Here is a 12,234-nt window from a genome sequence, read left to right as displayed (position 1 = left end):
GCTCGGGTCATTCAGCACTACTACGTGATCACCCCGGCCTGCCGCTGCTCGAGCCGCTGCCGGCCCTCGATCATGAAGAGCCGGTTTTCGATGATGCCGGTTGCTGCTGGCACCAATCCATCGGGAAGGCCAATGGTGGCCGGCACTGGGTTTGGGGTTCACCGCGATGGGTGAGTATGGGAAGTTTGGTACGTATGCGGCGTCTTGGTGCGACCGGCCAGGGGCAGCCCGTTGGCGCCGTCGCCCAGCGTGAACTGAGGGCGGAGAATCGGCCGAAATCTCGCCCTCAGTTCACGCTCGGCGCCCGCTTGGCCTCACCCCGTCAACGTGCACCCTCGGTTACCCTTGCGACCTAGTGCCTCGGGCAGACACGCCGAGGTCTTGCTTTTCGGCAGCGTGGAACCGCCCATCATCGAAAGACCGCGACCCCTACCCGGCAACGACGCGCCGACCCGCCCTACACCCTCATCCGCGAAGAGCCCCCAATATGTCAACGCGTTCGTGCACCACATCCGCGCCAGGTACCGGCGTGGCTGCCCAATCCGTTGTTGGCGAACTTGTCACAGACCGGCGGCTCGTCGATGCTGACGTTGCCCGACGACCGGGCGCCCACCGGGCTCCCTGACCCTGGCATCGAAGCGCTCGCGCACACCAAGATCGCCAGCACCATTTCCACTGTGGTTGCGGACGGCTACGCGGTTGTGCTTTCGACGGCCGATATCGCCAACAGCTTGCTGGCCAACGCGATCGGATACCCGATTGCTGCCAGCGTGGCGTTGGTCACGCCGGCAGCGGGTGCGAATTCCTCGTGTTGGCCCGCCGATCCGTCACAGCATCACCGTATCGCCGAATCGCGAGCATGCGCTTAGGGCTCGAGCACAACCTTGCCGAGCACACCGCCGTCGTCCAGACTCTGCAACGCGGCCTGTGCTTCCGACAACGGATAGCGTTGCGGCGGAGGCGGTCTGAGCCCCAGAAAGACCAGCTGGTTTAGCCCCCAGGCGAACAAGGCGGCCGAACCGGGAACCGCGTTGAGATACTCGCCCCACCCGACGCCCACCACGCTGATATTGCGCACCAGCAGCCGGTTGACCTTGAGGGTCGGTACAGCACCCGCGGCAAAGCCGATCAACAATAACTTGCCGTCGATCGCCAGCACGCCGAGCGCGTCGTCGAATGTCGGTCCGCCGATGGGATCGACGACGATGTCCACCCCCTGACCGTAGGTGTGGTCACGCACCTGCTGAGCCCAGCCCTCGGTCAGCGGAAGCACCACGTCGGCACCGAGCGAAGCGACATAGTCGATCGCACCTTCGCGGTGCACCATGGCTATCACCTTGCCAGCCTGCATCGCCTTCGCGATCTGGACGGCGGCCGTGCCCACTCCGCCGGCGGCGCCGAGCACCAGCACGGTGTCTCCCGGTCGCAGCGCGGCACGCCGAGCCAGGGCGAAGTACATGGTGTTGTAGTTCACCAACAGCGACACCGCCCCGGCGTCATCGAGCTCGACGGGGCTGCGAACCACATTGGCCACCGGTACGGCTATTTGTTCGGCGTAGCCGCCGAGCACTCCGAATGCTGAAACACGTTCGCCCACATGAAAACCCGCATCCGACGGCGCCGAACGCACCACACCCGCCGTTTCCATGCCGGGCACGAACGGCGGCGTTAGCTTCAGTTGATACTCGCCCTTGGTCAGCAGCAGGTCCGGAAAGCAGACGCCGGCGGCCCGTACGTCGATAACAACCTTTCCGCCGTCACCGGATACCTCGTCGATGTCGGTGTACACCATGCCGGACGGGCCGGAAAGTTCTTTTACGACACAAGCCTTCATTTACTTCTACAACTTGAATCCAGCAATTTTCGCACCGGACAGATCGGTGATCTCGGCCCACCGCGCCGCAACATCTTGTACCGACGGCGGTTTGTCGAAGTTGGCGCCGTCGTTGCCAAACAGCGCAACTCGCTGCACCTTGCCACCACCGACGACGTACACCGATGCGTTGTCGGCACACTCCTCGGTGCACAGGTAGGCCACCACCGGTGCGACGAACTCGGGTGTGAGCTTTTCCAGTACTTCGGGCGGCAGGATGTCCTGGGTCATCCTGGTCGCCGCGATCGGGGCAAGAGCATTGGCGTGGATGTTGTACTTGGCTCCCTCCAGCGCCAGCGTATTGATCAGGCCGACCAGACCAAGCTTGGCCGCCCCATAGTTGGTCTGGCCGAAGTTGCCGAACAGCCCGCTGGTGGAGGTCGCCACCACGACCCGGCCGTAACTCTGCTCACGGAAATGCGGCCAGGCCGCGCGTAGCACGTGGTATCCGCCATAAAGGTGCACCTTAAGCACGGCGTCCCAATTCTCGAACGACATCTTGTGGAAGGTGCCGTCGCGCAAGATCCCGGCGTTGCTCACCACACCGTGCACGGCGCCGAATTCGTCAAGCGCGGTCTTGATGATGTTCGCTGCGCCGTCCTCGGTGGCGACGCTGTCGTAGTTGGCGACCGCCCGGCCCCCCTTGTCGCGAATCTCGGCGACGACCTCATCGGCCATCGCCGAACCGGCGCCCGTGCCGTCGCGGGCGCCACCGAGGTCGTTGACCACGACGCTGGCGCCCTCCCCGGCGAGCGTAAGGGCGTATTCGCGGCCCAAGCCACCGCCGGCTCCAGTAACGACGATGACGCGATCTTGCACTCCGGGCATCAGGCTCCTCTCCGCAATCACAATTCGGGGTTATAACGAGTCGGGTGTCAACGGGGCGACAACCCGCGCCCAGGTCAGAACAGCCGGCGAGCCACCTTGATGGCGCGCTCGGTGTACGGCGGGTAGATAAAGCTGGACAGGTCGGGTCGGGTTGGTTTGGTCAACACCGACTTACGGTGGCTGAACTCCTCGAAACCCCAACGGCCGTGGTAGGCACCCATGCCCGATGCGCCGACACCACCGAACGGCAGTTTGGCCGTCGACACCTGAAAAGCCAAATGGTTAACCATCATTCCGCCCGCCGGCACCTCCCTGATCACCCGCTCGCGAACCGCACGCGACTTAGTGAACAGGTACGCCGATAGCGGCTTGGGCCGCGAGTTCACGAAGCGAATCGCGTCGTCCAGAGATTTGACGGTGACCACCGGCAGGATCGGTCCGAAGATCTCGTTGCTCATCAACGGCCCGTCCGGGTCGGGATCGACGACCACGGTGGGTTGGATGCGCAGGTTCGATGCGTCACAGTCGCCGCCCACGACGACCCCGCCGCCGTCGGCTGCAGCGTCGGTTTTCGCTGCGGCGAGGTATCCACTCAGCCGGTCGAATTGACGCTGGTTGACGATGCGCATGCCCTGCGGCGCACCGGAGCGGAACTTGGTGAGGGCCGCGGTGATCTTGCTGACCAGCTCGTCGCGGACGGTGGCATCCGCCAGCACATAGTCGGGTGCAACGCATGTCTGCCCGGCGTTGAGCAGTTTGATCCAGGCGATCCGCTTGGCCGCGACATCTACATCGGCATCGGCCGCGACGATCACCGGGCTCTTGCCGCCGAGCTCGAGGGTGACCGGGGTCAGGTGCGGCGCGGCGCCTTCGTAGACCTTGCGGCCGATCTCGGTGCCACCGGTGAACATCACGCGGTCGAAACCCTGAGCGATCAGCTCCTGACTCACCGCACCATCGCCCTGCACGACCGCGATCGCTTCGGTGTCGAGATAGCGATACACCAATTCGGTCATCAAGTGCGCCGATGCAGCGGCGATTTCCGACGGTTTGAGCACGACGGCGTTTCCAGCGGCAATGGCTCCGACCGCCGGACCCAGGGTCAGGTAGAACGGGTAGTTCCAGGCACCGATGATTAGCACGGTGCCATATGGCTCGTACTCCACCCAGCCGCGGCCGGGCAGCTGCGGCACCTCGAGCAGCAGGTAGCGGCGCCGCATCCACCTGCGCACCCGCTTGGCCGCGTATTTCGCTTCGGCGGAGGTCGTCGCGATGTCAGCGAGGTATGCCTCGAACGGATTGCGATCCAGATCCTCGGCGAGTGCCGCGGCGATCGCGTCCTCGTTCTCGTCCATCAACTTCTGTAGCGCGCGCAACTGCTGCTTGCGCCACTCGACGCTGCGGGTACGCCCGCTGGCAAAGGTCTTTCGCAGCCGAGCCACCGTTTTAGCGACATCGGTTTGCTTTTCATCCGAAACGGGCGCCGGTTCGCGCGGAGCCTCGGTCTCAGATTTCTGGGTCTTCCGGGCAACCGATTCGGTGGTCATCATCGTCCTTCCGTCCGGCGGCGCGACCGCCTTGACGCGGTCACTCATCGGTGATAACCGCGATCCTAGTCACCCGGTTGAACCAGCAATAGAAAAGATCCAGCCATATATCCGGATATATAAGGTCAGTCGGATGCGCTCGCTACAACCGCTCTGCGGTGACAAACTCGGCGAACGCAGTCGGGTCGTCCGCCATCGGCACCCCCTCAACCCAGCGACCCACGCGGCGCATCTCGTCGGGCGCACGTTGGGATCGGGCCCGCCAACCGTGATCGGTGAGCCAGTCGGCAACGGACGCCCGATCCTGGTCGTGGTAGACCAGTTCCTGCACGTCGATGGTCTGCTCGATACCGAGCACATCGGCCACTTTCTTGAACCGTGCCCGCATTTCTGCTCGCCGCTCTTCGCCGTGCACCGGCGCAGTCTCGGCCGCGATCCGGCTGCCCGCCACGCTCACGGCGCCGACCTGGGTGAACAGCCGGTCCTGGGCCTCGGCCGGTAGGTACATCAACAGCCCCTCGGCCAACCACGCCGTGCGTGCCGTCGGGTCAAACCCGGCATCACGCAGCGCGGCGGGCCAGTCCTGGCGCAGGTCGGCGGGCACCTCACGGCGACCAGCCGACGGCGTTACCCCGTTTTCCGCCAGCGTCGTGGACTTGTAGGAAAGCACCTTGGGTTGATCGATCTCATACACGATGGTTCCGGCGGGCCAGTCCAGGCGATAGGCGCGGGAATCCAGTCCGGACGCCAGAATCACTACCTGCCGGATTCCGGCGGCGACAGCGCTGGCGAAGTAGGTATCGAAGAAGTTGGTCCGCACCGCTTGGTAGCTGCGCAGATAGGCGACGATGGCCGCGGTTTCGGCATCGATGGCAGCCGCCTTGGCTACCAGTGTTGGGTCGAGCATGGCTTCCCAAATGGCGCCGGCCCCGGCGTTGGTGACGAGCAGTCTGGCGTAGGGATCGCGGATCAGCGGGTCGGGCCGGTCGGTTTCGACGGCCCGGGCAGCAGCCACCATCACTGCGGTGGCGCCGACGCTGGTCTTGATATCCCAGGTGTCGTCATGGGTGCGCATGGCGCTCATCCTGTGCTCCCTCTGGTTCTCGTGATGCCGGTGTCACGCCGGTTGAGCGGGTGTGACCAGACGCCCTCGCAGCAACGTGGTGCGGACGGTCTCGTCGACCAGGTCTTGCGGGATCGCCCGGCCCAGTCGGGCCATCTCCTCGCGATTGCTCACGCTGTGCACCTGCCAGCCATGCGTGGCCAGCCATTGCGCGGCATCCGACCGGTCGGGCTCGTGGTAGGTCAACGCCTGGACATCGATGTCTAAACCGAGTCGCTCGCGCATCCGATTCCAGCGCTGCGTGTTGCCCTTTGTGTTCATGGTGAAAGCCTCGACAGCGACCTGGCTGCCCGGTGCGCTGAGCGCGGTGACCATGTCGAATAGCCGGTCCGCGGCGTCGCCGGGCAGGTAGGGTAGCAAGCCCTCGGCTAGCCAGGCAGTCGGTTGGGTGCCATCGAATCCGGCAGCTATCAGCGCGGCCGGCCAGTCGTCGCGCAGGTCCACCGCGACGGCATGCCGTCTCGCCGTTGGAACCGCGCCATGCGATTGAAGAATCCCCGCCTTGTACTCCAACACCGAAGGCTGGTCGATCTCGTAAACCACAGTGCCCGCCGGCCAGTTCAGGCGGTAGGCCCGAGCGTCCAGTCCGGCAGCGAGGATCACCACCTGCCGGACACCTGCGTCGACGGCGGCACCGAAGTACTCGTCGAAGAAGTGGGTGCGCACCGCCTGGTAGTCGCAGGCAACCCGATGCACGCGTCGGCCGAGCTGATCACCGTCGAGCCAGGCCAAATCGGCGTCGGCCAGCCGTGCCCAGGCGGTACCCGCCGACGACACCAACACCTTGGCGAACTCGTCACGGATCAGCGGATTGGTCGCGGCCGTTTCCACGGCACGTGCCGCCGCGACCCCCAACGCGGTGGCGCCAACGCTTTCGGTGATCGCCCAGGTATCGCCAGCGGTCCGTCGCGAGGATGGTAACGAGGACACGTCGTCGAGTTCGGTCACGGCATGCCATGCTACCTAAGTAAGTTAGGTAACCTATACGATTTGTGTGGCACATCACTACGCTTCGGGGCCGCCGGTTAGGTCTCGGTCAGGTCGGAGGCCGCCAGAGCGTGCCGGCCAACAGCTGCTGGAACGAATCGGTGATGGTCGCCATCCGCTGATAGCTCCCGACAAAACCGATATAGAAGCCCACGCCACACAACACGACCAACAGCGTCTCGGCCAACGAAGAGACATCGACGTCGGCGGCTAGTTCACCGCGTTCGATCGCATCATTGACAGCCCAAACCAGGAATTCTCGGGTTGCTCGCACCGCATCGTTTTCGGTCCGACTCAATTCTGGATGCCGCTGGGATTCGAGCACGGTGGTGGCCAGGAACGCGGTCGAGGCGGGATACTGGGCATCGGCCTCCATCGCGAAGTCAACGACGACCGCCAGCCGCCCCATCAAGGTCGGCTAGCGGCGTGCCCGTTCGATGCCGGCCACAATGACGAGTTCGTGGGTTTGCTCCACCACCTCTTGGTAGAGCACCCGCTTGTTGGCGAAGTAGTGGTTGATCGCCGGTCGGGTCAGGTCGGCGCGGACGGCGATCTCCTGAAAAGTCGCGCCGTCATAACCACGTTCGCTGAACACTTGACGGGCGGCGTGCAGAATACGCTTCCGAGTCTCATCTGCTTTCGCCGCCGGGGGACGTCCCGGGCCGCGACCGGCCGTGAGCGACATTGACATCACTAAAGTGTGCCACCACTGCGGCTTGGTACCTACCGTTGGGCGGGATGCTACGGAACTTGTCAGCTTGGCTCCGGTCGCCGGGGGCGAGCAGGGCCCACCGGCTCTGTCCGTTGCGAGTCGGTAATGGCCGACCGGCCTGAACGCGGCCACGACGAGCGGCGGCGTCATGACAGAGGTCGGGGTCCAAGAGTGCGGCACCGTTTCGGATCTCCTCGCCGCACAGCGGCGGTGATCGCGTACGTCCAGACCTGGGCCATGGTTGCGCTGCTGATCGTCGGATAGCGCTGGCCAACTCTGGGATGGCGCCGGGCGACTGGTCGGTGTTCGCTTGGCATGCTGCTAACCTCCCGACCATGCCGGAGGCGGAAGACATCGGGAACGAGGCCGCCGGCGGACGATTCGGCGTATCGATCAGGAGCGCGGGCTACCTGCGCAAATGGTTCCTGCTAGGCATCACGATCGGTGTCATTGCCGGCCTGGGCGCCGTCGTCTTCTACCTCGCGCTGAAATACACCAGCGAGTTTCTGCTCGGCTACCTCGCGGACTATCAGATTCCCACTCCCGTTGGGGAGGGCGGCCACCGCGGGTCCACCGGTTTCGCGCGTCCGTGGGCGATTCCGCTGGTGACGACGGGCGGGGCGGTGCTGTCGGCATTGATCGTGGCCAAGCTCGCCCCGGAGGCCACCGGTCACGGCACCGACGAAGCGATCGAGTCGGTGCACGGCGATCCGCGCGCCATCCGAGGTCGGGCGGTGCTGGTGAAGATGGTGGCCAGCGCCTTGACCATCGGCTCGGGCGGTTCAGGCGGCCGCGAAGGCCCGACCGCGCAGATCTCGGCCGGCTTCTGCTCACTGCTGACCCGCCGGCTGAACCTGTCCAACGAAGACGGCCGGACCGCGGTAGCGCTGGGTATCGGCGCCGGCATCGGCGCCATCTTCGCTGCGCCACTGGGCGGAGCGGCGTTGGGCGCCTCGATCCCCTACCGCGACGACTTCGACTACCGCAACCTGCTGCCGGGTTTCATCGCCTCGGGAACCGCCTACGCCGTGCTCGGCGCCTTCTTGGGCTTCGACCCGCTGTTCGGCTACATCGACGCCGAGTATCGCTTCGAAAAGGCGTGGCCACTACTGTGGTTCGTGGTGATCGGGCTGATCGCAGCCGCCGTAGGCTACTTGTATGCCCGAGTCTTTCACGCGTCGGTGGCAATTACGCGCCGGCTGCCCGGGGGCCCGGTGCTCAAACCGGCGATCGGCGGACTGCTGGTCGGGCTGTTAGGTCTGCCGATTCCCCAGATCCTGAGCAGCGGCTATGGCTGGGCGCAGCTAGCCGCCGATCGGGGGACGCTGCTGAGCATCCCGTTGTGGATCGTCATCGTCTTGCCGATCGCCAAGATCCTCGCGACGTCGCTGTCGATCGGCACCGGCGGATCAGGCGGGCTATTCGGGCCGGGAATCGTGATCGGCGCCTTCGTCGGAGCGGCGATCTGGCGGCTAGGCGAGCTCACCGAGCTGCCCGGGGTGCCCCACGAGCCGGGCATCTTCGTCGTGGTCGCAATGATGGCGTGCTTCGGCAGTGTCTCCCGCGCGCCGCTGGCCGTCATGATCATGGTCGCTGAGATGACCGGCTCGTTCTCGGTGGTGCCTGGAGCGATCATCGCCGTCGGTATCGCGGCACTGTTATTGTCTCGCACCAACATCACCATCTACGAGACGCAGCGACTGAACCGGCAGACCGCCGAGGCCGAACGCGGAGGCAGTGATCGGCCGACAACGGCTTAGCGGCGCCGGCAGCCGATCTGGCGGGAATCGGGGCGCCGGACCGAGCAAGATCCCCGTCAAACTCCCCTACAGCGCCCGGATGTTCTGTACCGGCAGCCGGGGCCCGCGGCGCGGCTCACGCGCCAAGCCGCTGGCTTCGAGCAAGCGGACCACCCGGTGGCGATGCGGGCGCATCGGCTCCAGCAGCTCGAGCATGCCGGCGTCGTCGACCGGCCGGCCCACAAGCGTCCAGCCGATCATCTTCGGAATGTGGTAGTCGCCGACCGACACGGCGTCGGCGTCACCGAACACGCGTTGTGTGGTCTCGGCCGCGGTCCATACCCCGACTCCAGGCAACGATGTCAGCGCCTCCGCCGCCCGAGCCGCGGGCAGCGACACCAGCCGCTCCAGCGACGCCGCCCGCTGCGCGCAACCCACCACCGCGCGAGCCCGCCCCGGGTCGACATTGGCGCGATGAAACTCCCAGGACGGGATGTGACGCCACACCTCGGCCGACGGCGGCACCCGCATGCCGGGTGGCGCCGGACCGGGGGCCTGCGTTCCGTACTTGGACACCAACAGCCGCCACGACCGAAACGCGTCGGCGCCGGGTACCCGCTGCTCGATGACCGCCGGGATCAAGGCTTCCAGCACCTGGCCGGTGCGGCCCAGGCGCAAGTTCGGCAGCCGGCGGTGCGCGGCGGCCACGGCCGGATGCAGCGGCACGAAATCGCTGGCATCGTCGGCGGCGCCCAGCATGGCGGGCGCCATGTCGACAAACTCCTCGGCACCGCTGCCCCACGCCACGCAACGGGCGGCGTCGCGCCCAGCACGGCTGATCCGCGCGGTGACCGGCCCGGTGGGCAGCAAGCTGGTCCGCCAGATAGTGCCGTCACCGGGGACCCGAAAGCATGGATCCTGCTGACCGCGACGCAACGGCGCCAAGGTGTGCGCGAAGCCGGCCGCCCCCGCGAAGGTGACCACCGCTTCGACGACCACGTCAATTGACCGCACGCTGTCTCCCGAGACAAGATGGCGATGTGATGACGCCGTTCGACGACCCGCAAGCCGAACTGGCCTGGATGTTCCTGCAAAGCCTCTGCGAGGGCGGAGATCTCGACGAAGGCTTCGCGCTGCTCAGCAACGACTTCACCTACTGGAGCATCGTCACCCGTACGGAATTGGACAAGAAGACGTTTCGGCGAGCAGTCGAGCGGCGCAAGCAGGTCTTCGAGGTCAACATCGAACTCATCCGCTGCGTCAACGAGGGTGAAACGGTAGTGGTCGAGGGGCATTGCGACGGTGTGAGCGCCGACCGGACCCGATATGACAGCCCGTTCGTCTGCATCTTCGAGACCCGTGACGGGATGATCATCTCGCTGCGCGAATACAGCGACACCCAGTCGTTGGCCGAGGTATACCCGGTAGCCTGCGCTACCCCGGGAAGATGCTGATTTCGGCTTTGTCCGGATAGCACGCGACATGCCCCGCGATCGCCGCTACCGCCGGATAAGGGTTTTCGTACGTCCACATCACGTCGTCGACGATGTCGCCGGCGTCGGTAGTCACGCTGTAATAGCTGGCTTCACCCTTGAACGGGCAATAGGTGCTGGTCTCGGTGCGGATCAGCCTATCCTGTACCACGTCGGCCAACGGAATATATTGCACTGCAGGGTAACTGGCTTCCTGCAAGCACAGCGCCGCGGCCGTGTCCGCGACCACCTCGCCATTGACGCGTACCTGCACCCGTCGGTTGGTCGGCTCGATGGTGATCGGGTGATCGGCGCTGGGTTCTAACACAATCCGGTTGCTCATGACCTGTGCAACACGTGCCGGCGATCAACATTCCCGGCAGCGTCCCTAGGCCTTTTCGGATCACGAGGCCGCGGGGTCCTTCCCGACGGTGCGCATCGCCGCCCAGAACCGGGCGGCCTCCCGGATCGACTCCTCCACCGGACGTGGCTGCCAACCCAACTCGCGGACGGCCTTGCCGTGGTCGACATCGGCCTCGGAACGCATCATGCGCACCGACGCCAGGCTGAGTTCGGTATCTTTGCCCGTGAGTCGGGCTCGCAAACTGCCCAACGCACCCAGGGCGTAAAGCACCGGCACCGAGATCGACCATCGTGGCGGCGGGACACCGGCCTCATCCGCGGCGATCCGCACCACTTCTTGCAACGGCATCATGCGTTCGGAGATGAGGTACCGTTCGCCGTTGCGCCCGCGTTCGGCCGCCAAGATCAGCGCCCTCGCAGCATCGTCGACACCCACCGCCTCCAGCCGGATGCCGCGCATCGTGAAAGGCAGCCTGCCGAACACCGCGCCCGCGATGAAGGCGCCGTGTGGGGTGCGGCCCCAGTCGCCGCCGCCGTAGGTTGTCGACACACACATCGCGACGGCGGGCAGACCTGCGTCGTGCGCGTATTGCAGCACCAGATCCTCGGCCGCCACCCGGGACCGCACGTAAGGAGTCACCTTGCGGGTATCCACCCGGTCTTCTTCGGTCGCCACGTGTCCACGCCGACGACCCACCGTCGCATAACTGCTGGTGAAGACGAACCTGCGCAGGCTGGCGTCTGTGGCCACATCGAGGACGTTGCGCAGGCCTGCCACATTGGTGCGAAACAGCGGGGAGGGATCGCGCAACCAGGCGCGGGTGTCGACCACACAGTAGTAGACGTCGTCGCAGCCGGCCATCGCCTCGGCCACGGTGGCGGTGTCGAAGACGTCGCCGTGGAATCGGGTGAGCGGTAGATCGTCGATGCTCCGGGTGTTGGCAGCGGGTCGCACCATCGCGCGTACCTCACCTTTCTGCGGCGCGCAGTCGGCGACGAGCTGGCGAGTCACGTGCGAACCCAGGAAGCCGTTCGCGCCAATGACCAGCTTGGGTGCGTTCATTTAAGGACCTCCATGCCGGCGCATCCAACGCGCCGCGTCCTCGTCGAGGGTGCCCAACTCCTGCGCCTTGCGACACCACTTCATCGCCGCCCGCAGGAACCGCAACGGGTTGTAGATGTCTTCTTGACGGCACCACTGGCCATTGCCGGCATAGGTGATGATCGAAATGTTCGTCGCGCTGATCACGCTGCCGTCGCCGGGGTCGAGCATGGGGTTGTCCAATTCGCAGATAATTCGCCCGGTGGACTCGTCGATCACCGACCACAGCGACGGGAAGGCCACCATGTGACTGCCCGGGAAGGTCGTCATCGTTTCTTGAATCCAGGCACGTACCCGCTGGCGGCCTCGCATGATGCCCGCCGCGTGCTCGATGTATTCGACGTCGGGGGTGTAGTGCTGCACCCAGCAATCCCAGTCGCGCGTCGCGGCGGCGCGGGCCACGGTCTTCTCGAACTTCTCGAAGGCGGCGGCGAGTTCAGCACGGGAGAACTCCGAAGCGCTCACAGTGCGGTCTTCGCGCCGTTACA

General features: G+C 65.4%; 13 protein-coding genes and 1 pseudogene. 3 read left to right on the top strand and 11 right to left on the bottom strand.

From position 1 onward, the window contains the following. Window positions 1-20 precede the first annotated feature (20 nt). Window positions 21-146, bottom strand: coding sequence for a hypothetical protein (locus FF952_RS00810; protein ID WP_003400993.1), 126 nt, complete (start codon window positions 144-146; stop codon window positions 21-23). A gap of 435 nt (window positions 147-581) precedes the next feature. Here FF952_RS00810 and FF952_RS00805 point away from each other — a divergent pair, with 435 nt between their 5' ends. Continuing rightward, on the top strand, window positions 582-869 hold the full coding sequence (locus FF952_RS00805) for a hypothetical protein (protein ID WP_003400989.1): 288 nt from the start codon (window positions 582-584) through the stop codon (window positions 867-869). Here FF952_RS00805 and FF952_RS00800 read toward each other — a convergent pair. From FF952_RS00800 to FF952_RS00775, 6 genes and pseudogenes are all read right to left on the bottom strand, one after another. Continuing rightward, window positions 866-1,834, bottom strand: a complete 969-nt coding sequence (locus tag FF952_RS00800; protein WP_003400985.1) for an NADPH:quinone oxidoreductase family protein — start codon at window positions 1,832-1,834, stop codon at window positions 866-868. The genes FF952_RS00805 and FF952_RS00800 overlap by 4 nt on opposite strands. A gap of 6 nt (window positions 1,835-1,840) precedes the next feature. Further along, entirely contained in the window at window positions 1,841-2,701 is an 861-nt protein-coding gene (locus FF952_RS00795) for an SDR family oxidoreductase (protein ID WP_003400979.1), read from the bottom strand. 74 nt (window positions 2,702-2,775) lie between these two features. Beyond that, the gene (locus FF952_RS00790) at window positions 2,776-4,251 is read right to left on the bottom strand and encodes an aldehyde dehydrogenase family protein (RefSeq protein ID WP_003913557.1); all 1,476 of its coding nucleotides are present in this window, start codon (window positions 4,249-4,251) and stop codon (window positions 2,776-2,778) included. Between the two features lie 139 nt (window positions 4,252-4,390). Then, entirely contained in the window at window positions 4,391-5,323 is a 933-nt protein-coding gene (locus FF952_RS00785; protein WP_003900814.1) for a class I SAM-dependent methyltransferase, read from the bottom strand. 42 nt (window positions 5,324-5,365) lie between these two features. Next, window positions 5,366-6,319, bottom strand: coding sequence for a class I SAM-dependent methyltransferase (locus tag FF952_RS00780; protein ID WP_003899829.1), 954 nt, complete (start codon window positions 6,317-6,319; stop codon window positions 5,366-5,368). Between the two features lie 88 nt (window positions 6,320-6,407). Then, a pseudogene (locus FF952_RS00775) lies at window positions 6,408-7,043 on the bottom strand (TetR/AcrR family transcriptional regulator). A 308-nt stretch (window positions 7,044-7,351) separates the two neighbouring features. Here FF952_RS00775 and FF952_RS00770 point away from each other — a divergent pair. Then, on the top strand, window positions 7,352-8,830 hold the full coding sequence (locus FF952_RS00770) for a chloride channel protein (RefSeq protein WP_003902869.1): 1,479 nt from the start codon (window positions 7,352-7,354) through the stop codon (window positions 8,828-8,830). 66 nt (window positions 8,831-8,896) lie between these two features. Here FF952_RS00770 and FF952_RS00765 read toward each other — a convergent pair whose 3' ends face one another. Next, window positions 8,897-9,823 (bottom strand): DNA-3-methyladenine glycosylase family protein, encoded by a 927-nt coding sequence (locus tag FF952_RS00765; RefSeq protein ID WP_003400956.1) that lies wholly within the window; start codon window positions 9,821-9,823, stop codon window positions 8,897-8,899. Window positions 9,824-9,852: 29 nt separating this feature from the next. On the opposite strand from FF952_RS00765, the gene FF952_RS00760 reads away from it, so the two are divergent. Then, complete coding sequence (locus FF952_RS00760; protein ID WP_003400951.1) at window positions 9,853-10,263, top strand: nuclear transport factor 2 family protein; 411 nt, start codon at window positions 9,853-9,855, stop codon at window positions 10,261-10,263. Here the strand turns inward: FF952_RS00760 and FF952_RS00755 are convergent. Genes FF952_RS00755 through FF952_RS00745 form a run of 3 tightly spaced genes read right to left on the bottom strand, consistent with a single transcriptional unit; the run spans window position 10,244 to window position 12,211 of the window. Next, a complete protein-coding gene (locus FF952_RS00755; RefSeq protein ID WP_003400949.1) occupies window positions 10,244-10,624 on the bottom strand; it encodes a DUF427 domain-containing protein in 381 nt (126 codons plus the stop codon). The genes FF952_RS00760 and FF952_RS00755 overlap by 20 nt on opposite strands. 60 nt (window positions 10,625-10,684) lie before the next feature. Then, window positions 10,685-11,707, bottom strand: a complete 1,023-nt coding sequence (locus tag FF952_RS00750) for an NAD-dependent epimerase/dehydratase family protein (protein WP_003400947.1) — start codon at window positions 11,705-11,707, stop codon at window positions 10,685-10,687. Beyond that, the gene (locus FF952_RS00745) at window positions 11,708-12,211 is read right to left on the bottom strand and encodes a nuclear transport factor 2 family protein (protein WP_003400945.1); all 504 of its coding nucleotides are present in this window, start codon (window positions 12,209-12,211) and stop codon (window positions 11,708-11,710) included. Window positions 12,212-12,234 lie beyond the last annotated feature (23 nt).

The sequence above is a fragment of the Mycobacterium tuberculosis complex sp. N0072 genome (genome assembly GCF_030323725.1).
In the GTDB taxonomy this organism is placed as follows: Bacteria; Actinomycetota; Actinomycetes; order Mycobacteriales; family Mycobacteriaceae; genus Mycobacterium; species Mycobacterium tuberculosis.
The sequence above is the reverse complement of the archived record's forward strand: the minus strand, read 5'-3'. Positions and strand labels throughout refer to the sequence as shown.

Bases quoted from the DNA above. Each gene is read 5' to 3' on its own strand.
- FF952_RS00795 (WP_003400979.1), bottom strand. From the start codon at position 2,701: ATGCCCGGAGTGCAAGATCGCGTCATCGTCGTTACTGGAGCCGGCGGT.
- FF952_RS00785 (WP_003900814.1), bottom strand. From the start codon at position 5,323: ATGCGCACCCATGACGACACCTGGGATATCAAGACCAGCGTCGGCGCC.
- FF952_RS00755 (WP_003400949.1), bottom strand. From the start codon at position 10,624: ATGAGCAACCGGATTGTGTTAGAACCCAGCGCCGATCACCCGATCACC.
- FF952_RS00790 (WP_003913557.1), bottom strand. From the start codon at position 4,251: ATGATGACCACCGAATCGGTTGCCCGGAAGACCCAGAAATCTGAGACC.
- FF952_RS00770 (WP_003902869.1), top strand. From the start codon at position 7,352: ATGGCGCCGGGCGACTGGTCGGTGTTCGCTTGGCATGCTGCTAACCTC.
- FF952_RS00750 (WP_003400947.1), bottom strand. From the start codon at position 11,707: ATGAACGCACCCAAGCTGGTCATTGGCGCGAACGGCTTCCTGGGTTCG.
- FF952_RS00805 (WP_003400989.1), top strand. From the start codon at position 582: ATGCTGACGTTGCCCGACGACCGGGCGCCCACCGGGCTCCCTGACCCT.
- FF952_RS00760 (WP_003400951.1), top strand. From the start codon at position 9,853: ATGACGCCGTTCGACGACCCGCAAGCCGAACTGGCCTGGATGTTCCTG.
- FF952_RS00800 (WP_003400985.1), bottom strand. From the start codon at position 1,834: ATGAAGGCTTGTGTCGTAAAAGAACTTTCCGGCCCGTCCGGCATGGTG.